This window comes from Sphingomonas sp. PvP055 (assembly GCF_040546365.1).
In the GTDB taxonomy this organism is placed as follows: Bacteria; Pseudomonadota; Alphaproteobacteria; order Sphingomonadales; family Sphingomonadaceae; genus Sphingomonas; species Sphingomonas echinoides_A.
Window position 1 is genome coordinate 1,247,340 of the sequence record NZ_JBEPNS010000001.1, and the last position, 22,503, is coordinate 1,269,842.

Genomic DNA, 22,503 nt, shown 5'->3' on the forward strand with positions numbered 1-22,503 from the left:
CCGCGGTTTCAAGCTGACGCGCTTCTTCCCCGGCGCGGGCCGGGGAAGGGGTAGCGTTGGCTAGTTCTTCGTCATGCCGTAGGTGTTGAGCAGGTCGTAGAGCATCGGGCGCGAGATGTTGAGATCACGCGCCGCCGCCGACAGATTGCCGTCATTGAGCGCGATCGCCGCCGCGATCGCCGAACGATCCGCGCGCTCGCGCGCGACGCGCAATTCGGTGCGTTCCATTCCTTGGGTGGTCGGCTCGAAATCGAGATCCTGCGCGGTGATCATTGATCCTTCCGCCATGATCGTCGCGCGACGGATCCGGTTCTCGAGTTCGCGGACGTTGCCGGTCCACGGCCAGTTGTTGATCGCGGTCAGCGCATCCGGCGCGAACCCCTTGATCCGCGCCTGTTTCCCGGTGTTCATCTTGCGCAGGAAGAACCGGGCGAGGAGCACTGCGTCCCCCGGCCGCTCGGCGAGCGAGGGGATGCGGATCACCATTTCGGCAAGTCGGAAGTAGAGATCCTCGCGGAACTTGCCTTCCTGCATCAGCGTGGTGAGGTCCTGATGCGTCGCAGTCACCACGCGCGCGTCGATCGGGATCGGCTTGCGCCCGCCGACGCGCTCGATCACGCGCTCTTGCAGGAAGCGGAGGAGCTTGACCTGCATCGCGAAGGGGACGTCGCCGATTTCGTCGAGGAACAACGTGCCGCCGTTCGCCATCTCGATCTTGCCCACCGTCGCCTTGACCGCGCCGGTGAACGCGCCCTTTTCGTGGCCGAACAGCTCGGATTCGAGCAGCGTTTCGGGGATCGCCGCGCAATTGATCGCGACGAAATTCCCACGCGCGCGCGCGCTCTTGGTGTGGATCGCCTTGGCAAGCAGTTCCTTGCCCGTGCCGGACGCGCCCAGCAGCATCACCGACGCATCGACGTCGGCAACCTTCTCGATCGTGCGCAGCACCGTCAGCATCTGCGGCGCGCCGGTAATGATGCCCTCTGCACTGGCAAGCTGATCGGCCTGTTCGGCGAGGCGGCGGTTCTCGGCTTCGATCTCCGCCAGATGGAAGGCGCGCCCGACGATCAGGCTGAGATCGGTGATGTTGATCGGCTTCGAATAGAAATCATAGGCGCCGAGCGCGATCGCCTTTTGCGCGCTTTCGCGGGCTTCATGCCCGGAGGCGACGATCACCTTCACCGTCGGGTTCTGTGCGATCAGCTCGCGGAGCGTCGCGAACCCTTCGGACGTCCCGTCCGGGTCTGGCGGCAGCCCCAGGTCGAGCGTGATGACCGCGGGGTTCTCGGTGCGCTGCGCGGTGAGCGCGGCTGCACGGTCGCCCGCGGTCACGACCTCATAATCGGTGAACGCCCACTCGAGCTGCGCTTGGAGATCGAGATCGTCCTCGACGATCAAAAGTTTTGGTTTTTGGATGTTGTCGACCATGTCCGCCATTACCTAATCACGCACGTCGCTTAGCGGAAGTTCGATGGTGAAGACGCTGCCATGCCCCTCGGTGCTGGTCACGCGGAGCGATCCGCCCATTCCCGTCACCAACGCCTTCGCTTCCGCAGCGCCGATTCCGAAGCCACCGCCCTTTGTAGAGACAAAAGGCTTAAACAAGCCCTTCCGGATGAAGTCGGCGGACATGCCGATCCCCTTGTCGGCGACGGTAATCAGGCATTGCCGATTCTCGGCTGTTGCAGACACCACCACGGGCTGGTCGGCAGGACTGGCCTCGATCGCATTCTGGACGAGATGGTCGAGCGCAAGTTTGAGCTTCTCCAGATCGCCGCGCGCCTGCGCGCCCGAGCGTAGCCCGATCGAAAGCGAGCGTTGATCGACTCGCCCGGTCACCACGGTATCGATCAACCGGTCGATGTCGATGCTCTCGGGCGTCGCGGATTGCAGGACCCGGTCCGGCGACAGGCGAGCAAGGAGCACGTTCATCTTCTGAACCGCGCTCGTCAGGCTACGGCTCATTTCGGCCTGGAACTTCGGGTTGGAGCCGTGTTGCTGCGCGTTGCTGGCGAGCAGCGACAATTGGCTCACGACATTTTTGATGTCGTGGATGATATAGGCGAAGCGGCGGTTGAATTCCTCGAACCGACGCGCTTCCTCGAGTTCGAGCTGCTTGTGCGCATCCGACAGATGGACCGCCGCTTGCTGGCCGATGACCTTGAGGAGATCGAAATCCTCCCAGTCGAGTGCGCGTGCCAGGCGTGGCTTTGCGAGGATGACGACACCGATCATCGTCGACAACCAGATCAGGGGGACCGCAACCCAGGCGTCCCCGATCGCTTCGCTGTCGTCCGTCTGGTCTGACGCCGCGAACGTGTTGCGCGTTTCGGGATCCAGCGTGGTAATCAAGCCCTGCTGGAGTTGCGCCCGTTCTACCTCGGGGAAGCGGACCACGCCATTTCCCGGCATTGCGCGATGGCCCCAGCTCCACGCTGCCGCCACATCGAAAGCGTGCTGGTCGCTCGTCATCAGGAGCAGTCCGGCGGGAGACTCGGTGACGTCGGCGACTGCCTTGACCACGCGTTCCTCGAGCGACAGGGCAGACCCCTTGGAATCCGAAATCGTAGCGCTGAACCGCAGCCATTCGGCACGGTAATCATAACGGTGACGGAACAGGTTCTTGACGATGATGACCTTGAGCCAAGCGCGCGTTCGGCTGGAGAACAGCACGATCGCCCCCAGTGCGGACAACGCCAGCACCGCCCCGATCGCAATCGCCGGGCCGGCCGCGGTTTCGAGCGTGGTGCCGGACCGCGCGACGATCGACATGCTCACGAAATACAGGCCGATCGCCACCAGCGAGAGCGACTGGAACGTCGCTTTGCGGGACAGCGCGATCTTCCAATGTTCGCGGCGGCGCGCGGCGACGAGGAAGAGGGGGACGAGCAGCAGCGCGAGGACCGGACGTCCGATGCTCAACGGTTCGGCGACGTGATATCCGAGCAGCCCGACCGTGTAGAGGTTGAGATCATAAGCGTTGAGCATGCCGAGCGCGAACAGGATCAGCCGGAAGCCGGTGCCGCTGTTGCTGGTCAACCCGTTGTACAAATTGTGCAGATAGATGATGAAGCCGATCGCCAGGAGCAGACGGCACGCGATCGTGACGAGGGCCCAGGTCATCGCGCCGGGGGTCTCGGGAGCTTGGATCAACCCCATCACCGCTGCAACCGCGCCAAAGACCGAGAGCGCTCCGAGCACGGTCGCGCTGTGCGTCCTCCGTCCGGAGGAATCGGCGAACGGATGGGTCGCGTTCGCGAGATAGACGAGCCAGGCCAGATTGCGGAACAATTGCGCGCCGACGATCAGAAGAAGGTCTTGCGATAGTCCCGACACGGCCCAGGCGGCCATGCCGACAAAGGCCAGCACCAGGGTCGGTGCGCGATCCCGTCCGGTTCCGAGGGAAACACGCCATGCCGCCAACATGGCATAAGCGACGCCGGTAGCGACGAGGATCCAGAACAACACCACCACCACCGTCTACACCGTCGCCATCGCTTTGGCGTAAAAAATTGTGACGATCGATTGCCTATTAATGGGTCATTTGCGTCTGCCCAATTCGGGCCCACGGTCCACACAGTGAGCGACCGGAAAAAGAGGATCGGGATGTCGAATGGTTCGACATCCCGATCCTTACAGATGTCAGGCGGTGAGGCGCGCGGCGCGTGGCTGGCGACGTATGGCCAGACCAAGCATTGCGAAACCGGTAACCATCATGACCCAGGTCACCGGCTCAGGAACGACGTTGAGGACGAGCGGCGCAGGATCAGACGAGAACTGTCCGCCAGCGGTCGCGCGGAACGACTTGAGCGACTTGTTGGTGTCGATTCCCAGGCCCGCGGTGAGGGCGCTGAACGACGTGGTCAGATCGCTGTTGTTTACGTTCGAGAAGTCGAGAAAGTCCGACGTAAAGACGATGTTGTTTCCGCCTTCGGTCGATCCACCCATGTTCACGTTGCTGCCGTTCTTCGTCCCGGACATGGCACCGTCGAACGTCACCGTGAGCAAGTTTGCGCCGGCAGCAAAGGTCTTGGTCGCGAAGAACGGACTGGTCAGCGTGATGGCTTGCGTAGACGTAAAGGTCATGAACCCCGAAATCGTGGGCTGAACCAGAGTCGACCCTGCGGCGATGGCCTGCTCGTTTGCGGTCGCTGCTGCCGAGAGCGTGAAGTTGGCAACGGCATTGGAGATGACGGCGCTCAGCCCCTTCTGGAGGAAGCTGAAATTAACTTGGGTCGCGCCGACCGACGTGCTGGTAGCTGTCGACGTGGTATAGATGTCAAAGTCCGACGTGCGGCTAGCGCCGGTTCCGGAATTTACCAAGCGAATGTTTTTGGTAGGGCTGATGGAGGAGAAGGTTGCAAACGTCTGGACGTCAGCGGACGCCTGCGTAGCGCCAACCGCTAAAGCGGCGACCGCTGCAAGACGATATCCTGAACGGAAAAGCGATTTAAACTGCATTATAAGGAATCCTTGCACGAGAACAGTTGTACACTCTACTCGCGCCAAGGCACTATACCGGTACCGTTAGCGTATTTCATGCTATGCAATATCAATGCCGGTTTTAGACTTTTGATATTTCAAGGGGATAGAGGTAACCAGAAGTTGAAAGTGTAATAAGTTCTTACACCGTAACGATCTTAATCACGTCCACTTGTTTGCAAATCGCAGGTCTTCGCCAAGATGTAGCCTGCGACAGAACGATCTTCGCGGGCTGTAGCCGAAAGGGGAGTAAGAAAGAGCCGTTGATCGTTGCCTGAGAGTTGTTCAGGCTTCCGTTTGCGCCAAGGACTTTCGAGTTGATGATCCCACGCAAGAGGCGGTGTTTGCGAACCGGCGTCCGCTTAGCGGAACGGCATTTGTGCTCAGGAACCGCGCCGTCCTCAAGAGGATCGGTTGATCCTATACCGATGCAGCTTGCGAGGCTGCGGATATCAAGCAAAGAAGACGAGACCAGCTATGCGCGCAAACCGCGAGCCTGGCGGTAAACAGCGGCATGGACATATGGATAAACCACAGCACTTCGAATGCCTGCGATGGATAGTCGCTCCAAGCACACGGGTTCCGCCTATGCGGCGTTGTAAACTATAGCGACAGTTCGCTGCTGTTACCGTGCTTCGATCACAGAATGGCGTGGATACTCACGCCGATCGCAGACCACAGCAGGATATTGAGCGATACCATGATGCCGATCTGTCCGAGCCTGGACACATGTCCTTGTCGATCACGCCGCGAGGTTGCGTCGTCATTCGCCGTGAACTGACCGTTGAGGACGATCCCCGCGTCGAGCGCCAAGCTCAGATCGCGTGGGTCGAGCGGCGTGACGAATTCGCAGCCGTAGCTCAGCCCGAGCCGTCGCACCACACGCGCCTCCCGGGGTTCGATCCCCGCGAGCTGCAAGCTGACGCGCTCTCCGCGCGACAGGCTGGTCGTCGTCGACATGCCGAACCCGTCGACCGAAAGGTTCTCGATGAAGATATCGATCGGTTGCCGCTGCGCGTCGCGGAGCGTCGCCGGTCGTGCCGTCGGGATGCGGGTGGTGGAGCGTCCAGCGTTCGATAGCGTGGCGGCGAACATCATGGTCTTGCTCACTCTCCTAAAGGGCACTCACTCACGCATCGTTCAACGTGCGTCGTGTCATGTTTGTGCCATAGTGCGAACGATTGCGGAAGGGCTTTGGTGATCCGGTACGACTTTTTCGTCTAACGGGTATGCTGATGGCGTTGCGCCCGCCCGCTACAACCGTCTGGATGACCGCGTTTTTATCTAGCGGCCTGAAAACGGCCGGGTGTGTCGTTACCCTAATCTTTACCAATCCGCGGCAAATAGACGGTATCCCAAGGCTGTCAGGTCCGCATTCATGAAATTGCACGAGAGCGTCGAGCGCAGATTGTCCGAGGCGTTTGGCCCGGAAGAGGCACGCAAGATCGATCCGGAAACGGGTCCACGCGCGCTGGCGCTATTGTTCGCGATCCAGAACGTTTCGGTCGATCCCGCGCAGATGCGCCACGAACTGGGGCATGCCGAACCGCTGACAGCGCGCGATATCGTGCGGTTGGCGCGTCGGCAGGACGGGGCCAAGGCCAAGTCCGTCACCGTCGAACCCGGCCGGCTGTCGCGGCAACCGCTTCCGGCGCTCGCCAGTGGACCCGGCGGGATGGTTCGTGATCGGGCGGCTCGTCGAGGACGGCGTGTTGATCCAACGTCCTGGAAATGCGGTCGAAAAGGTCGATCGCGCGACGCTCGATGCGCTGTGGGACGGCGAGCTGATCCTGCTGACCACACGCGAAGCGCGCGGGGCGGGTAACGGTCGATTCGACCTCAGCTGGTTCGTGCCGCAGATCGTCCGATACCGCCGACTGATCGGCGAAGTGCTGCTGATCACCTTTGCACTCAACTTGCTCGGGCTGGCGGCACCGCTGCTTTTTCAAAACGTTATCGACAAGGTGCTGGCGCATAATGCGCAGACGACGCTCAATGTCCTGGCGATCGGCTTTGTCGCGGTTTCGGTATGGGAGACGATGTTCGGGTGGATCCGCAGCCGGGTCTATGCCGAGACCAGCCAGAAGATCGACGTCGAGCTCGGCGCGCGCCTTTTCCGACACTTACTCGCGTTGCCGCTGAGTTATTTCGAGAAGCGCCGTGTCGGCGATACGGTCACGCGGGTCCGGCAGCTCGAGACGATCCGCGAATTCCTGACGACCGCGTCGCTCAGCGTGCTGGTCGATCCGCTGTTCGTTTGCGTCTTTTTGGCGGCGATGTTGGTCTATTCGCCGCCGCTTTTCGGCATCGTGGTCGTCAGTTTGGTCGGTTATGTCGCCGTTTCGGTCATGGTCACTGGCACATTGCGCCAGCGCATCGAGGAAAAGTTCGAACGCGGCGCGGCGAGCAACGCGCTGCTCGTCGAAAGCGTCAGCGGGATCCAGACGGTCAAGGCCGCCGCGGTCGAACCCCAGTGGCAGGATAGATGGGAACGCCAGCTCGCCGCGACAAGCGCCGCGTCGCTCCGCGTCACCAACGTCGGCAGCACCGGCAGCCAGGCGGTCGAGCTCATCTCCAAGCTGACCTTCGCCGCGATCCTGTTCTTCGGCGCCAAATCGGTGATGGGGGGGACGCTGACGCTCGGCGGGCTCGTCGCGTTCAACATGTTCGCGCAGCGTGTGTCGGGGCCGGTGATCCGTCTCGCGCAGCTGTGGCAGGATTTCCAGCAGGTGCGGATTTCGGTCGCGCGGCTGGGCGACATCCTCAACCATCCGGTCGAGCCGCAGGCGACCTCGCGCGTGACGCTCCCCGCGATGAAGGGCGGGATCACGTTCGAGGCGGTGCGCTTCCGCTATGCGGTGGACAGCCAGCCGGCGCTGGACGGGGTGACGCTCGACATCGCGCCGGGCGAATCGATCGGGATCGTCGGCTCCTCGGGGTCGGGCAAGTCGACGCTGACCAAGTTGCTCCAGCGGCTGTACCTCGCCGAAAGCGGTCGCGTGCTGATCGACGGGATGGACATCGCGCAAGTCGATCCGACCTGGCTGCGGCGGCAGATCGGGGTGGTGCTGCAGGAGAACATCCTGTTCAACCGCTCGATCCGCGAGAACATCGCTTTGGTCAATCCGGCGATGCCGCTCGACCGCGTGATGCGTGCGGCGAATCTGGCGGGGGCGCACGGCTTTATCCTGCAACAGCCGCAGGGCTATGACACGCCGATCGTCGAGCGCGGCGTCAACCTCTCGGGCGGGCAACGCCAGCGGATCGCGATCGCGCGCGCGCTGGTCACCGATCCGCGGATCCTGATCCTCGACGAAGCGACTTCCGCACTCGATGCCGAGAGCGAGGAGATCATCCGCAACAATCTGAGCGCGATCGCCAAGGGGCGCACCGTCGTCGTCATCGCGCATCGCTTGTCCGCCGTGCGCGACTGCAACCGCATCGTCGCGCTGGAGAAGGGCAGGATCGTCGAGGTCGGCACGCATGACGAACTGATCAAGAAGGGTGGACGCTATGCCGAGCTCCACCGCCGCCAATCGGGCCTGAAGGATATCGCCGCATGAACGCGCTGACGACCAACTGGCGGATGATCTCCGCCACGCTCGCCGAGGAAAAGGCCCGGAACGTCGGGCGGTTGCGGATCGACGATGCCGCGTTCCTGCCCGCCGCGCTCGAAGTGATCGAGCGACCGGTGTCGCCGACCGCGCGGATCACGGCCAAGGTGCTGCTCGCCGGCGTCGCCGCGCTGGGGCTGTGGCTGACGCTGGGGCGGACCGACATCATCGCCTCGGCGCAGGGGCGGATCGTGCCGACCGGCGCGGTCCAGCTGGTCCAGCCGGCGGAAGCGGGCGTGGTCCGGCGGATCCTGGTGCATGACGGCGACCATGTGAAGAAGGGGCAGGTGCTCGTGCTGCTCGATCCGACCGTCTCGGCGACCGATGCGGCGCAGGCGCGCAAGGCGCTCGACACCGTATCGTTCCAGGTCGCCCGGACGCGGGCGGTGGTCGATGCGCTCGACGGCAAGGGCTTCCGCTTCGTCGCCCCGGCGGGCACCGATCCGTCGGCCGCCGCCTTGCAGGAATCGCTCGCGCGCGCGAAGCTGGCCGAAGTGAACGCGTCGATTCAGGCGCAGCAGGCGGGCAATGCCGTGGCGAGCGCGGAGATCGGATCGGCGCGCGCGGAAGTCGCCAAGCTGACCGAGACGCTCCCGCTGCTCGACGAACAGATTTCGGCCAACGAGCAATTGCTCGCCAAGGGGTTCGTATCGAAAATGAAGGTGCTCGAGATGCGGCGCCAGCGGATTGCGCAGGTGCGCGACCGCGATAGCGCGCTGCAATCGATCCGCCGCGCGACCGCGCAGGCGGGCGGGGCCGCGAGCAATTCGAGCAAGGCGCGTGCCGATGCACGCTCTGCGTTGCTCGACGAACTGGTCAAGGCGACGGCAGAGATGCGGCTGCGCCAGGACGAACTGGTCAAGACGACCCAGCGGACCACGCTCCAGGCGCTGCGCGCGCCGGTCACGGGGACGGTCGGGCAACTGTCGGTCCATACCGAGGGCGGGGTGGTCGAAGCCGCAAAGCCGATCATGACGGTGGTTCCGGGCGACGGGAAGCTCGTCGCCGAGGTCAAGCTGCTCAATCGCGACGCGGGGTTCGTCAGCATCGGGCAGAAGGTCGGCGTGAAGCTCGATGCGTTTCCGTTCACGCGCTATGGGTTGATCCCCGGGCACGTGCTCGGGATCAGCCCGGATGCGGTCGACGACGAGAAGCTCGGCCCGGTCTATGTGCTACGCGTCGCGCTCGACCGGACGCGGATGGCGCGCGGCGACCGCGACGTGCCGGTGACCTCGGGGATGATGGTCACCGCTGACATCGTGACGGGCGACCGCAGCTTCTTCAGCTATCTGACGAGCCCGATCGACGAGGCGCGCAAGACTGCGTTGCGCGAACGGTAGGGGGTGGCGAGGAGGTCAGCGCGATCGGGGCCGCGCAACGACGTCTACCAGCCAATGCTCCAGCGCGGAGCCGACACGGTCCCAATTTTGTTCTGCCGCACGGTGATGCGCACGGTCCGAATAGGCACGCCATTCCTCTTCGGACATTGCTCCGATCCGAAGGATCGCGTCCGCCATTCCAGTCCAATCTTCGTTGTCTAACAAGATGCCGGAACCGTCGTCGATCAAGTCCGCCGCGGCGCCGGCATTGAGTGCAATAACCGGTGTTCGACAGGCCATCGCCTCGAGGATCGGCAGACCAAACCCCTCCCTGCGGCTTCCAAACAGCCAAACGTCACAGCTGGCGTAGATTGCCCGCAATGTTTCCTGCTTCGGCGAGATGGTATAATCGATCCAAGAGGGAAGGGGGAGTTCCTTGGTTGGCGCATGATGCCCGAACGCAACGACCTTGATATTCGGCATTGTGTGCCTGACCCGATCCAACGCCTTTAGGACGAGATCCGTGCCTTTTCGGGGATCCGGTGCGTAGACAAATCCCATCGTAAGGGTCTTTTGTTTCGACCGCGGCTCGGCATGAAACAACGTGTGGTCGACCGCATTGGGCAACAGCAGCACGTCGCGCTGGCCAAAGGTATCGGTGAGCAATTTGTGGAGATAGGTGGAGATCGCGACTTTCGGTCCCCCCATCCGCATTACGTGATCTACACTGTGCGACGGACCGCCCCAGGTTTCATAATCCTGGACCAGATGCACCGGTGTGCCCTTCGTCGCCGGAAGGTCCTGAAGCCAGTCCATCGTTGCCCACCACGTTGCAATGATCAGGTCGGCGTCTGGAAGATCATCGGCAACGAGGGGCGCGCGGTGAGGAACGACCGTCGTACGGTCCTGCAAGGACCCGAGGTGGTCGCTGTGCTGTTGTCTCGGTCGCAAGGTTTGCCGATGCCTTAAAGCGCGCAGTTTTGCTCGTAACCCTGGCTGTGCCTTGGTCGGAGCGACGATGCGCACGTCGTGACCGCTGGCAAGTAGCCGTTGGCCAAGTGCCGACACGACCCGAAATCCACCACTATTGTCGATCGACGCGGCCACGATCGTAATCCGCATGTGTGGCAAACCTGTCATTGCATCATTTTCGCGTCCCATCAGCGACGGGGCTCATTCGCAGCCAGCAGCGCCCTGTACTTTGGTGCTTCCGCGTTAGGTTGAGCATAGCTGCTCTTGGCGCCCCAGCTGCCCCAGCGCGTCCCCTGACCACCGATGCTGCTATATGCGCAGAACAGCGAACAGCCGAGGTGGACCTGTCCGCGCAAATTCTCGAGATACAGGTCGTACATTGCCGGGTGAGTCTGCGCGGCACCCAGTGCCGGATTGTACGGCAAATCTGCTTGATTTTTCGGCTGAAGATGCTGGCCACCTTCGTAGACCACGTAGCGCAGTCCTAGCTTCTTGGCGCGCTGCGCAGCACTCAGTGCCGCACCAGGCTGCGCCTGTACGGCAATGACGTTGCGTAGTTCCTTGATGACGTCGTCGGCCGTCAACGCAGCCCCACGCTCGGCGAAATACTGATATTCCTCGTCGCGAGGCCCAAAATAGCCGCTCTGTGCAACCGCATCGCAGCCCCCGTTTGCCATAGTCGCGTCGATAGTGCGGAGCGCGACGTCTAGCCAAGCGGTTTGTGTCCCGCAAACGCGTACGGTGCGCGACCTGTCCTTGGCGGGCCAGTTGCGCTGCCAGACTTGGAAAAAGTGCCCGAACAACGCCCCGATCCGTTCTGGATGGTTCGTGCCCTTCGTCTTGGCGGCATCGTTCCATGCTTTGCCGCCTTTCGCCTCAACGATCGCGCCAAGACGTTGTGAGTTCAGCATCCAGCCAGCCTGGAAGAACTGCCAGTTCCAGATTTCGTTGGAAACCTCGACATAAGCGGTCAGCTTGGGGTCAAGCTTGGTGTGCACCAGCTTGGCCATCTCAGCGATATATTCGTCCGTTGCGCGGTGCGGAATGCAAAACCAGGGATCGATCCCTAAGGTATTCGCGAGCGCGATCATGACTTCAAGTGCGACGCCGCCGGAGAAGCGACGGTCAAACGCATTAGGTGCACGGCTTTTCGTGTCGTCAGGATTACCAGTTTTGGGGGTCATGGTATAAAATGACGGGAGGCGGCGGCTCGACCATGACTCTTCGATCGAATTGTTGGTCGCGCCCCAGTCCATGAACCGCAATGCATGGAACGGACGACAGAAGTCGAGGAATTCGGGCAGGAACGGATTCTCCGCGAGATCGATATGTTCGCTCGCGATCGGGACGATACGCATGTTCTGAACGGGATTCGCAGGGTTTGATCGCTCGATCGAGATCCCTTCCGTCAACTTCCCGTTTTGGGTCATCTCAAGGAGCGCGCGGCCGCGTCCCTGACTGATCACGCGCGTGCCCATCACGCCTCTGAACACGCCTTCACCGTCGTGAAGAAGAACATATTTTCCCGGCTTAAGGGTGTTCGGGAGAAGGGTGAAGACACACTGGGGCGGCATCCCGTCAACCTTCATCGGCACTTCACGGGGATAGCCGTTAGTGTCGAAGGTGAACGCATCCTGCTGATCTGTATTCCATTCACCACCGCCGGACGTGTTGTGAGTCATCCAGGGCCGGGCGCCCCACATTAGGTTGTGAAACGGGAAACCGGGCGCGTAATCAGAAATAGCCGCGAGGTTCATGCCAATCGGCAAATGCGGCATTTGGGACGGCGGAACGACAGGGCCGGGCCAGTTCAGGTCCTGCGGCATGGCGCGCGCGCAGGAACCGAACATCAGGGCGCTAATTCCGGCACCCGACCATCGCAGTAGATTTCGTCTATCGATCAGCATTTCGTGGCTATATACGCGACCTTCCTCGCTGACCATCCTTGGCGATCCACCCACTGGGCGTCCGCAACGCGGATCACGCGAAAGCTCTGTGGTGTTGCTCGAGTTCGGCGTTGTTCCAATACGGTGAGATTTGATGGTCATGAAGCGGTTGACGGCACTCCTCTCGAACGCCGACACCTTGCGTCAGCGCGCAACGCTGGCCAGCGTATGGGCGGTTGCGGGGTTTGGCATGCAGCGGGTCATGCAGTTGGCCTCCAACCTGATCCTGACTCGGCTGCTGTTCCCGGAAGCCTTTGGTCTGATGACGTTGGCCAACGTCATCCTGATCGGTCTGGCGATGTTCAGCGATGTCGGGATCAAGCCTGCGATCGTTCAGAGCGAAGATGGCGCGAAGGACGAGTATCTCAACACCGCCTGGACGGTACAGGTCATCCGTGGCTTCATCCTGTGGGGCGTGTGCTGCCTGATCGCGTGGCCGGCGGCGCTCGTTTACAAGCAGCCGGTGCTATTCCCGTTGATGTGCGTCTTGGGGGCGACCGCGGCGATCAACGGGTTCGCCTCGACGACGCTGGCGCTGCGCGAAAAGAAGCTTCACCTGGGGGCGTTGGTCACGGTGCAGGTCGCCGGGCAGTTCATTACGCTGACCATCACCGCATTGTTCGCGTGGTGGCTCGGAACCGTCTGGGCGCTTGCTTATGGCGGCGTTGCGGGGGCGTTTGTTTCTACGGTACTGGGTTTCGTGGCGCTGCCGGGGCATCGTCACAAGCTGCACCTTGATCCGGTCGCTGCCCGCAACCTGTTGCGATTCGGTCGGTGGATCTTTGTCTCCACGATGGTCACCTATCTGGGCGGCCAGGGTATTCGCGCGATTCAGGGCGGCCTGATTTCGATCGAGACGCTCGGCATTCTGGGGATCGCAACGACCTTCGCGACGATGCCGGCCGAACTTGCGACGCAGGTACAGAATCTGGTCGGGTTTCCAGCCCTATCGGAAGCGCGGATCCATGGGCAGGAGCGGTTCCTGGGGACCTTCGCCAAGATCCGGACGCGGATCCTGCTGGGGTCGCTGCCGATCTTCTTTGTTCTCGGGCTTGCCGCGGGTCCTTTGATCTGGGGGCTGTACGATTCCCGCTACCATGCGGCGGCGGGGTACATGGCATTGCTCTGTGTGACCGGGCCGATCGGGATCGTGTCCGCCGGCTATCAAAGCGCGTTCATGGCGTTGGGCAAGGTTAGGCTGCACGCCAACCTGATGGCAGTGTTCATGGTCACGCGGATCCTCGGCACCGTGCTCGGGTTCTACGCTGGCGGGACCATCGGCATGCTGATTGGCGGGGGCATCGCAACGTTTGTCGGCTACATTTACGTCGCGTACATGGCCGCGAAGGACGGTCTGTTCTCGGTGAAGGTCGATGCCCTGTGTCTCGGCCTGATCGTCGTGATGTCGATCTTCATCAAGATCCTGTATTTTTAAGGCCGAGGTGGGCAACCGCCGTTTGCGTAATTCCGAAATCGGACGGCGGCGCCATGGGTGCCGCCGTGTCCGGCGTGGCGTTCCGTAACGGCCGCCGGGGTGGTCGCAAGCCCAGCGCCGCGCCCGCGATTGCCAGCGTGACAATAATCGGGCGTTGCGGAATTGAGGTAAAGGCAAGCATCACGCCAGCCGCAAGCAGTGCACCGAAGGCGAAGCCGCCGAACGTGCCCGTCGGGGCATGGCGGTTCAACCGGTGCCTTTCAAGAAGCAGCCGTGCCGTCGGATAGTATAGCACGATGCAAAACAGGACCACGCCGATCACGCCCAGTGCCAATCCGAAATAAAGATAGCTGTTGACGAAATCGATGATTCCTTCGCCCTGGCGCATATCCTCCATGCGCGCCATCACATCATCCATCGAGTCCCCGATAATCGGGTTCTTCCAGAATTCCTCCATGCCGCGGTGGAAGAGTTGCTGGCGATAATCAACGGTATTTTGAGCGTCCGCGGTGCCCCCGCCGTTGGAATTGGACCGAGCGAAATATACGGCGGCAAGCGGTGCCAGCAAGGCAGCAGCCTTGGCCAATCCCGCACTTCCGTAATGGTAGAAAGCATAGCAGACCAGAACGACGGCCGCGCCGATCATGCCCCCGCGCGATTGCGGTGCAAGGATACCGAGCCCGATCAAGGCCGGTACGACATAGCGCGCGGGCCCGTTTCGAAAGTCGCGGTGACACGCCAGGGCGGCGGCGAATGTTATGACCAAGGCAAAGCCCGCGCTCGTTGCCTCGTCAAGTGGACCATAAGCCCGCATCGAACCGTCGCGAAACTTGACGACTAGACCAGGCAAAAGCACCTGAAACTTATTGTATAGTGACGTATAAAGCGGCCAGTGGACTCGAGACTCATACGTCAGGATGGCAGCGAGCATACTGCCGATCCCGGCCAGTGTGAGGAGGAACGTCCGTCGATTTGCGGCTGATCGCATGCATTGGTCGATAACCAATACGGGAATACCATAAGACATAACGACCGCAAGGATTTGTCTTAACCAGTTCGTCGCACTTGTCCCGCGGATCGCAATGATGATCAGGAGCAAGACGAATGCGGCGAGTGCGATATTCCATCGCGCCGGTTCCGCCCCCCGATCCTTTTGCGTGGATGCGATTGCGACCAATCCGCCAAGTCCGAGTGTCGATTGAAGCGTCCATCCGAACAGATAGATGCCCCCAATGCTCAGACTCGCGGCAAGCGCGGGCGTTAGAAGGCATCCCACCACCATAACTACCAACAATTGCTTTTTCGTCCGCGCGAGAAGAATCGGGATCAAGAAAACCGCCAGATGGGCAACGGGAAAGTATGGACTGATGAATAGCGCCGAATTGAGCGCCGTGATGACGATGAATGGAAAATGCCCCACCACCATCTTGCTTTCCCGCTTCAGAATCGTGAAGTAAATTGCCCATCCGATCGCCAAAACGACCTCAAGGTAGGCAAAATTCTTGGCGAGTGCTAGCATGGTCTGCTCGAGATTGGCTGCCCGTCAGCGGCGGCAGGGGTGGTCGACCCCTTCTCCTAAGAGCATTCGACTGATGAGGAAAGTGCGCCGATTCTCTTCCTGAGCTCGATGGAACGAGCGCTCGGTTAAAAAACGGAGGTTGGCCAAATTTTAACCAAACACGCTAGCAATTCTCATACGGCACTTGCAGTAAGACACTGTCCAAAGCACTGACTTTGGGGAAGTAAAGATGACTGATACGCTCGCCATTGGAATGAACCTCGCTGGTGTTAGCTATTATAGCAGCCAGTTTCCGTTTTTAGACCGCTTCAAGACATCGGGCGCTTGGACTGTCCGTGATAACAAGTATACTCCAATGGGCCCGCCGCCACTTAACGCGAATGGATATCCGGCCGCCATACCGGCGGGCGGAGCGTCGATGTACGCGATGGTGGAACTTGATCCGGCATCGCTTTCAATGCCCGACGTTTATGTTCTTCGGTACAAGGGCGAGGCAAGTTTTTCGATTTCCTCCAGTCAAATTATCAGCCAGAAACCGGGTGAAATCGTTTTCCGGTATAACGGTTCTTCTCAGGCGCAGCTTAGCATAAACGCTTTGAATTCGGCGAACCCGCCATCCAGCATACAGATCGTAAGGCAGGACCAACTTCCCTTGCTTGACGCCGGCGAGATCTTCAACCCTGCGTTCCTAGAGAAAATCGACCCTTTCTCAACGTTGCGCTTTATGGATTGGGGGGCCACGAACGGGTCAAAGGTCACAACCTGGGACAGCCGCAAATCGATCAACGCTGCCTCCTGGTCAGGCAACGTTCCGATCGAGGTGATGGTCGCGCTAGCAAACAAGACGCACAACAACATGTGGTTGAACATCCCAGCGGAAGCGGACGACCAATATGTTCGGAATGCCCTGCAATATGTCCACGACAACCTCGATCCGACGCTGAAGGTTAAGGTCGAGTATTCGAACGAGGTCTGGAACTGGCAGTTTACCCAGGCGCAATATGCGCTGAAGATGGGCAACTTGCTGTTCGGTAAGGACGTGAACGGTGACGGGGTCATTGACCGCAATAACCCGGCTGAGCATGTGGGGGACGGCTACACGCAATTTTATGGATACCGGTCTGCTCAAATCGCGACCATTGCGAAAGGCATTTTCGCGGACGCGCCGAGCCGTCAGGAGAGCGTTCTTTCTACGCAGACTGCCTGGCTCGGGCTTGAAAACGGCATCTTGAAGGGTGTTGCACGGGTTGGTGATGTCTCGAAGCTGTTCGACGATTATGCAGTCACGACCTATTTCGATCTCGACAAGGTAAGTGAAGCAGATCTTCTGGCTTGGTCGCGCGCCGGGGATGCCGGAATGGCCTCCGGAATTTCGGCGTTCAAGGACTCGCTGGCTCGCGTGCAGGCGCAAAGCGTATATCAAGCGGCAGTCGCGAAAAAGTTAGGTCTGGACCTCGTTGCTTACGAAGGCGGCGTCAGCACGGCGTCCTTGCGCTACTCCACTGCAGCGCAGCCCGAAATCCAGGCGTTCCTCGAGCGTCTCAGCGACGATCCCCGGATGGCGGATCTCTACAACCAGATGGCGGCCGGCTTTGCGGCGGCAGGTGGCACCGAAATCAACGCGTTCAACAACGTCGGCCCGTCCTCGAAATACGGCGAATGGGGTGCGCTCGCCAGCACCTATGACGCAGGCAGCGCAAAATATGATGCGTTGGTGGCGCTGGCCAATGCGGGGCGGACCGCTGCCAATCCGGCGGACACGATCTCGTCCGGCGACAAGCTGGATGTCGCCACCGCGCTCAACCAGTATGTCCTGAATGCGACCCAACGGAATCTCGCCTTCGGTGGCACCGGTGCGTTCGTCGGGACGGGCAATGCGCTCGACAACGTCATCCTCGGCGGCGACGGCAAGAATACGCTTTCGGGCGGCGCTGGTCAGGATCGGCTGGTCGGCGGGGCCAGCGACGATGTGCTCGATGGCGGCACGGGCGCCGACACCATGGTCGGCGGAGCCGGAAACGACGTCTACATCGTCGATGACGCAGGCGATGTCGTTACCGAACTCGCCGCGGGCGGGAAGGACGAGGTGCGGACCTCGCTCGCGAGCTACACGCTGGGCGACAACCTCGAGACCCTGACGTACACGGGCACCGCGGCCTTCAAGGGCACGGGCAACGCGCTCGACAACCTCATCACCGGGGGGGCGGGGAACGACGTTCTGGATGGCGGGATCGGCGCGGATACGATGATCGGCGGCGCTGGCAATGACACCTATGTCGTGGACAATGCGGGCGACGTCGTCACCGAAGCGGCGGACGGTGGGACCGACGAAATCCGCACGACGCTCGCCAGCTTCACGCTTGGTGCCAATCTCGAGAACCTCAGCTACACCGGGACAGCTGCGTTCACCGGAACGGGTAACGCGCTCGACAACGTCATCACCGGCGGTGCAGGCAATGATACGCTGTCGGGCGGGGCGGGGAACGACCGGCTGATCGGCGGCGCGGGGAACGATGCTTTGCTCGGCGGTGACGGCAACGACTATCTCGACGGCGGCGCAGGTTCCGACAAGATGACCGGCGGCGCGGGCGACGATACCTATGTCGTCGACACGTATGCTGATCAGGTGATCGAACTGTCCAACGGCGGCAACGATACGGTCAATACCACGCTGTCGATGTACATGCTGTCGAGCGATGTCGAGAACCTGCGGTATCTCGGGTCGTCCAACTTCATCGGCATGGGGTCGGCCAGCGCCAACGCCATGTGGGGCGGTGCGGGCAACGACTATCTGTGGGGCGGGGCCGGCAACGACACGCTGTACGGCAATGCCGGCGACGACGTGCTGGACGGCGGCGCGGGGGCGGACACGCTGTATGGCGGTGCCGGGAACGACACGTACCTGGTCGACGACGTCAACGACAAGGTGATCGAACTGGCCGGGGAAGGGACCAACGACGTTGTTCGCGCCAGCGTCAGCTACACCCTGTCCGACAATGTCGAGACATTGTGGCTGGACGGCAATGCGGCGATCGACGGAACCGGCAACACCGGCGCCAACACCATCACCGGCAATGCTGCCGCCAACGTGTTGCGCGGCGGCGGCGGGAACGACATCCTGCGCGGCGGTGGCGGGAACGACACGCTGTACGGCGGCACGGGGGATGACCAGTTGTTCGGCGATGCCGGCAACGACACGCTGTACGGCGGCGGGGGCAAGGATTTCCTCGACGGCGGTGCTGGCGCGGATACCTATCGGTTCCTGCCGGGTGAACTCGGCAAGACGGCGGCGACATCGGCGACCGTAGTGCTGGGCGCAGGACAGGGCGACAAGATCAACCTGAGTGCGATCGACGCCAACACGGCCACGACCACGCGGGACGCGTTCCGCTTCGTCGGCAGCGCGGACTTCACCAAGAAGGCCGGTGAGCTTCGCGTCCAGGCTAGCGGCAGCGACTGGATCGTTTCCGCCGACACCAACGGCGACGGCGTCGCCGACATGGTGCTGACCGTGAAGTCGACCGCGGGCGTGTTGTCGACCGACTTCGTGTTCTGATCCAGAGGCCCCTGCCGGAAGGGCTTTCCTCCCGGCAGGGGTCTCTGACCTCAGTGCGGCGTGCTGCGCCGCCGGTTCCGCTGCCAGCGCAGCGCGATCCTAAAGATCTTCGGTCCTTCGACCAGATAGCGCCGGCCCAGCCGTCGCGGGCTTCCGGCGAGGCGCCAGAACCATTCCATCCCGGCCTGCTGGACGATCCGCGGCGCGCGCACCTGCGCCCCGACGATGAAATCGACTGCCGCGCCGATGCAGAAGGCCGTGCCCGTGACCGTTCCAGCCGCCGCCATCTCCGACGCGAGGATTTCCTGCTGCGGCGCCCCGACGGCGAGCAAGGTGAACCGCGCGTTCGCCGCCGCAACCGCATCGACCGCGGCCTGCCGCGCCGCGGCGTTGCGGCGTAATCCCATCGGCGGTTCGTGGTGAACGATCGTGATGCGCGGATATTGCGTTCGCAATTGCGCGACCAGCGGGGCGCTCGCGCCAACGATGCACAAGCGGTCGCCGTCCTGCAGGACCGAACCGAACAGCGCGACGATCAGATCGCTCCCGGGAACGACGGTCAGCGCGATCCCGTAGAGCTTGGCGAGCCGCGCGAGGACGCGGCTGTCGTTGAGGCACAGCAGCGCCCCCTGATAGACCGGCCGAAGCTCGGGCTGCGCGTCGATCTGGACCATATGGTCGACGTTCGGCGTGACGATGTAGCCGAACCGATCCTCCGCAGTCCGCGTCCGCAGGAACGCGACGACCTCCGCTGCCGTCACGGTGTCGAAATCGAGGTCGAGGAAGGTCGTCCTTGGAAAACGGTCGTTCCGGGGAACGTCTGGTTGTCGCGTCGAGGTCACGGCAATCTTTCCCCTGCTGATGAACGGCGCTTCCGGTGCCAGTTTGGCAACCCCGACGTCAAGCGCCGACCATCATGCGGTTGACAAGCGGGGGCCCCGTGAGGCTAGCCCAGCCAATGGATCGAATTGTGTCGCCCTCGCCGGATTCGCGGCCTGAAACGATCGGCGCGCACGTGGGCGTCGTCATGATCGGCCGCAACGAGGGCGAGCGTCTGCGCCGTTGCATTGCCTCGACCAGCGGGACCGCTGCCCGCGTTTACGTCGATTCCGGGTCGACCGACGACAGTGTGGCGTGGGCGCGTTCGCAGGGCGTGACGGTGGTGGAGCTTGCGGTACCGCCCAAGTTCACCGCGGCGCGCGCGCGTAACGCCGGGCTGGAGCGGTTGCGCGAGGATCATCCTGGGCTCGTCTTCGTCCAGATGGTCGACGGCGATTGCGAGCTTGCGCCGGGCTGGCTCGATGCGGCGCGCGATGCGCTGGAACGCGATCCCGGTCTTGCGCTGGTGTTCGGTCGCCGGCGCGAGCGCTTCCCGGAACGGTCGATCTACAACGCGTTCTGCGATGACGAATGGAACGTCCCCGTCGGCGAAGCCGCTGCCGGTGGTGGCGACGTGATGGTGCGGGTCGATGCACTCACCGCGATAAACGGCTATGATGGCGAGATGATTGCGGGCGAGGACCCGGACATGTCGATCCGGCTGCGCAAGACGGGCTGGCGCCTGTACCGCATCGACCATGAGATGACGATTCACGATGCGGCGATCCTGCGGTTCGGCCAATGGTGGCGCCGGACCGAGCGTTCCGGCCACGCGTTCGGCGAACTCGCGGATCGGCATCCGGGTCTGCGAGAGCCCGATTGGCGGCGTCAGTGCCGCAGCATCCTGCTGTGGGGCGGGGTGTTGCCGATTCTGGTGCTGGCGATGGTGCTGCTCGCGATCGTGTTCGGACCGCTCTGGCTGGTGCCCGCCGTTGCGTTCGCCGCGGTGTGGCCGTTGCAGGCGCTGCGGATCGCGGCGCGGCGGCGTGCGACGCTGCAACCGCGGCAGGCGTTGCTGACGGGGGCGTTCCTGATGATCGGCAAGGGGGCCGAGATGATCGGACTGGCGCGCTTCCAGATCGGGCGGCTGACCGGACGACGCTCCGACCTGATCGAATATAACAGCGGCCCCGTGCGCAAATGAGCGATACGCCATCGCTATGGGCGCAGATCCGCGAGGATTGGGTGGCGCATGGTCGCGATTGGACGCGTCCCGGCTTCCGCGCGGTCGCGATCCATCGCTTCGGCGTGTGGCGGATGGGGGTCCGCCCCAAGCCGCTGCGCATTCCGTTCAGTCTGCTGTACCGGATGATGTTCCGCCGATGCCGCAACAATTATGGCATCGAACTGCCCTATTCGGTCGTGCTCGGACGTCGTGTCGTGATCGAACATCAGGGCGGGATCGTGATTCACGGCAATAGCGTGATCGGCGACGATTGCGTGATCCGGCAGAATTGCACGCTCGGCATCCGGCGGATGGATGCACCCGACGACGCGCCAATCCTCGGGGTGGGGGTCGACGTCGGGGCGGGGGCGGTGATCCTCGGCGCGGTCCGGATCGGCGATCGCGCGGCGATCGGCGCGAATGCGGTGGTGCTGGCGGACGTCGCGCCCGGCGCAGTCGCGGTCGGGATTCCGGCAAAGAGTATCAGCATGAGGGAAGTCCGATGAGCGACGCCGTTCCAGCGACCAAGGTCGCCGTCATCATCGTCAATTATCGGACGCCGGAGCTCGCCCTGTCGGCGGCGCGCGCGGTGATGTCCGACCGGGCGGATAACCCCGGGTTGCGTGTCGTCATCGTCGATGGCGGATCGGGGGATTCCTCCGCCGACGTGATCCGCGCAGGCGTTGCCGATCCGGCCTTGTCGGAGTGGGTCGAGCTGCTCGCACTGCCGATCAACGGCGGGTTTGGCTGGGCGAACAATCAGGCGATCCAGCGGCTGCTGCAATCCGTCGATGCGCCCGATTATCTCCACGTTCTCAACCCTGATACGGAAGTTGAACCGGGCGCGGTGACCAAGCTGCGCAAGGTGCTCGACAGCCATCCGCGCTGCGCCGCGGTCGGCAGCCTGCTGCTCAATGCGGATGGCAGCGAATCGGGGTCGGCGTTCGGCACCATGTCGCCGCTGCGCGAACTCGTCCGCGGGTCGCGGGTCAACACGCTCGGGCGCGTGCTCGGGATCAAGCCGATGCTGGTTACCGAACCCGGTGAGGCGGCTTGGGTGACGGGGGCGAGCACGATGTTCCGTGCGACCGCGCTCAAGCAGTCCGGCTTGTTCGATACCGGCTTCTTCCTCTACTTCGAAGAAGTCGAGCTGATGTCCCGGCTGGGTAAGGCGGGCTGGACGATCCGGCACGAGCCCGCCAGCCGCGTCCGCCACATCGGCGGCGCGTCGACCGGGGTCAATTACGAACGCAAGGCGGCCAAGACCCTGCCGCCGCTGCCGCGCTATTGGTACGAAGCGCGTCGCCGGATGTATGCGCGCACCCACGGGCGGACCGGAGCGACGCTGGCGAACGGTTTCTGGATCGCGGGGCACGGTGTGTATCTGTTGCGGCGCGCGATCGGCCTTGGTGGCCAGCACTTGCCCGTCGCCAATGAAGGACGCGATCTGTTGCGGCACGGAATGCTGCCCAGCAAGGCCGACCTGCAACCGCACGTCGCCCGGTGGAACGACCCGATCGATCAGCCGCCGGCCTGGATGGCGACACGGCGGGGGTGATGCCGCCGTTTATGCTCTACGAAAAGGTCGCTGACCCGAACGGCGTCAGCGCTCCGGA

The 22,503-nt window shown here is 62.4% G+C and carries 15 protein-coding genes; 7 read left to right on the plus strand and 8 right to left on the minus strand.

Features of this window, described 5'->3' with window-relative positions; all coding sequences use genetic code 11:
* Nucleotides 1-60 precede the first annotated feature (60 nt).
* The 4 genes from prsR to ABIC16_RS06055 all read right to left on the minus strand — a co-directional run bounded on the left by prsR (nucleotide 61) and on the right by ABIC16_RS06055 (nucleotide 5,580).
* Entirely contained in the window at nucleotides 61-1,437 is a 1,377-nt protein-coding gene (gene prsR / locus ABIC16_RS06040) for a PEP-CTERM-box response regulator transcription factor (RefSeq protein ID WP_502958286.1), read from the minus strand.
* Between the two features lie 3 nt (nucleotides 1,438-1,440).
* Nucleotides 1,441-3,477 (minus strand): XrtA/PEP-CTERM system histidine kinase PrsK, encoded by a 2,037-nt coding sequence (prsK, locus tag ABIC16_RS06045; RefSeq protein ID WP_354290418.1) that lies wholly within the window; start codon nucleotides 3,475-3,477, stop codon nucleotides 1,441-1,443.
* Nucleotides 3,478-3,642: 165 nt separating this feature from the next.
* Nucleotides 3,643-4,509: a PEPxxWA-CTERM sorting domain-containing protein gene (locus ABIC16_RS06050; protein WP_354290419.1), complete on the minus strand. Its 867-nt coding sequence runs from the start codon at nucleotides 4,507-4,509 to the stop codon at nucleotides 3,643-3,645.
* Between the two features lie 612 nt (nucleotides 4,510-5,121).
* Nucleotides 5,122-5,580 (minus strand): pilus assembly protein PilZ, encoded by a 459-nt coding sequence (locus ABIC16_RS06055; protein WP_354290420.1) that lies wholly within the window; start codon nucleotides 5,578-5,580, stop codon nucleotides 5,122-5,124.
* 563 nt (nucleotides 5,581-6,143) lie between these two features.
* On the opposite strand from ABIC16_RS06055, the gene ABIC16_RS06060 reads away from it, so the two are divergent.
* Entirely contained in the window at nucleotides 6,144-8,045 is a 1,902-nt protein-coding gene (locus ABIC16_RS06060) for a type I secretion system permease/ATPase (protein WP_354290421.1), read from the plus strand.
* Nucleotides 8,042-9,436 (plus strand): HlyD family type I secretion periplasmic adaptor subunit, encoded by a 1,395-nt coding sequence (locus tag ABIC16_RS06065; protein ID WP_354290422.1) that lies wholly within the window; start codon nucleotides 8,042-8,044, stop codon nucleotides 9,434-9,436. Before ABIC16_RS06060 ends, ABIC16_RS06065 begins: the two co-directional genes overlap by 4 nt.
* 15 nt (nucleotides 9,437-9,451) lie before the next feature.
* Here the strand turns inward: ABIC16_RS06065 and ABIC16_RS06070 are convergent, their stop codons facing one another.
* Both ABIC16_RS06070 and ABIC16_RS06075 read right to left on the minus strand, forming a co-directional pair.
* The gene (locus tag ABIC16_RS06070; protein ID WP_354290423.1) at nucleotides 9,452-10,537 is read right to left on the minus strand and encodes a glycosyltransferase family 4 protein; all 1,086 of its coding nucleotides are present in this window, start codon (nucleotides 10,535-10,537) and stop codon (nucleotides 9,452-9,454) included.
* Between the two features lie 38 nt (nucleotides 10,538-10,575).
* Nucleotides 10,576-12,294: a hypothetical protein gene (locus ABIC16_RS06075; protein ID WP_354290424.1), complete on the minus strand. Its 1,719-nt coding sequence runs from the start codon at nucleotides 12,292-12,294 to the stop codon at nucleotides 10,576-10,578.
* A 139-nt stretch (nucleotides 12,295-12,433) separates the two neighbouring features.
* Between ABIC16_RS06075 and ABIC16_RS06080 the strand changes: the two genes are divergently transcribed.
* Nucleotides 12,434-13,768 (plus strand): oligosaccharide flippase family protein, encoded by a 1,335-nt coding sequence (locus tag ABIC16_RS06080; protein WP_354290425.1) that lies wholly within the window; start codon nucleotides 12,434-12,436, stop codon nucleotides 13,766-13,768.
* On the opposite strand, the gene ABIC16_RS06085 is transcribed toward ABIC16_RS06080, so the two are convergent.
* Complete coding sequence (locus ABIC16_RS06085) at nucleotides 13,749-15,287, minus strand: O-antigen ligase family protein (protein ID WP_354290426.1); 1,539 nt, start codon at nucleotides 15,285-15,287, stop codon at nucleotides 13,749-13,751. The genes ABIC16_RS06080 and ABIC16_RS06085 overlap by 20 nt on opposite strands.
* A gap of 823 nt (nucleotides 15,288-16,110) precedes the next feature.
* Between ABIC16_RS06085 and ABIC16_RS06090 the strand changes: the two genes are divergently transcribed.
* Entirely contained in the window at nucleotides 16,111-18,843 is a 2,733-nt protein-coding gene (locus ABIC16_RS06090) for a calcium-binding protein (protein WP_354290427.1), read from the plus strand.
* A 50-nt stretch (nucleotides 18,844-18,893) separates the two neighbouring features.
* Here the strand turns inward: ABIC16_RS06090 and ABIC16_RS06095 are convergent, their stop codons facing one another.
* Nucleotides 18,894-19,685, minus strand: a complete 792-nt coding sequence (locus ABIC16_RS06095) for a WecB/TagA/CpsF family glycosyltransferase (protein WP_502958287.1) — start codon at nucleotides 19,683-19,685, stop codon at nucleotides 18,894-18,896.
* A 128-nt stretch (nucleotides 19,686-19,813) separates the two neighbouring features.
* Here ABIC16_RS06095 and ABIC16_RS06100 point away from each other — a divergent pair, with 128 nt between their 5' ends.
* The 3 genes from ABIC16_RS06100 to ABIC16_RS06110 are packed head-to-tail and all read left to right on the plus strand — an operon-like array spanning nucleotide 19,814 to nucleotide 22,445.
* Nucleotides 19,814-20,866 carry a glycosyltransferase family 2 protein gene (locus ABIC16_RS06100; protein WP_354290429.1) on the plus strand — a complete coding sequence of 351 codons (1,053 nt, stop codon included), beginning with the start codon at nucleotides 19,814-19,816 and terminating at the stop codon, nucleotides 20,864-20,866.
* Complete coding sequence (locus ABIC16_RS06105) at nucleotides 20,863-21,393, plus strand: serine O-acetyltransferase (RefSeq protein WP_354290430.1); 531 nt, start codon at nucleotides 20,863-20,865, stop codon at nucleotides 21,391-21,393. The genes ABIC16_RS06100 and ABIC16_RS06105 overlap by 4 nt, the downstream gene beginning before the upstream one ends.
* The gene (locus ABIC16_RS06110; protein ID WP_354290431.1) at nucleotides 21,390-22,445 is read left to right on the plus strand and encodes a glycosyltransferase; all 1,056 of its coding nucleotides are present in this window, start codon (nucleotides 21,390-21,392) and stop codon (nucleotides 22,443-22,445) included. The genes ABIC16_RS06105 and ABIC16_RS06110 overlap by 4 nt, the downstream gene beginning before the upstream one ends.
* Nucleotides 22,446-22,503 lie beyond the last annotated feature (58 nt).

Excerpts from the sequence above, each read along its gene's own strand:
- ABIC16_RS06075 (WP_354290424.1), bottom strand. The coding sequence starts at position 12,294 with ATGCTGATCGATAGACGAAATCTACTGCGATGGTCGGGTGCCGGAATT.
- ABIC16_RS06070 (WP_354290423.1), bottom strand. The coding sequence starts at position 10,537 with ATGCGGATTACGATCGTGGCCGCGTCGATCGACAATAGTGGTGGATTT.
- prsR (WP_502958286.1), bottom strand. The coding sequence starts at position 1,437 with ATGGCGGACATGGTCGACAACATCCAAAAACCAAAACTTTTGATCGTC.
- ABIC16_RS06085 (WP_354290426.1), bottom strand. The coding sequence starts at position 15,287 with ATGCTAGCACTCGCCAAGAATTTTGCCTACCTTGAGGTCGTTTTGGCG.
- ABIC16_RS06065 (WP_354290422.1), top strand. The coding sequence starts at position 8,042 with ATGAACGCGCTGACGACCAACTGGCGGATGATCTCCGCCACGCTCGCC.
- ABIC16_RS06105 (WP_354290430.1), top strand. The coding sequence starts at position 20,863 with ATGAGCGATACGCCATCGCTATGGGCGCAGATCCGCGAGGATTGGGTG.
- ABIC16_RS06110 (WP_354290431.1), top strand. The coding sequence starts at position 21,390 with ATGAGCGACGCCGTTCCAGCGACCAAGGTCGCCGTCATCATCGTCAAT.
- ABIC16_RS06055 (WP_354290420.1), bottom strand. The coding sequence starts at position 5,580 with ATGATGTTCGCCGCCACGCTATCGAACGCTGGACGCTCCACCACCCGC.
- ABIC16_RS06080 (WP_354290425.1), top strand. The coding sequence starts at position 12,434 with ATGAAGCGGTTGACGGCACTCCTCTCGAACGCCGACACCTTGCGTCAG.
- ABIC16_RS06090 (WP_354290427.1), top strand. The coding sequence starts at position 16,111 with ATGGTCGCGCTAGCAAACAAGACGCACAACAACATGTGGTTGAACATC.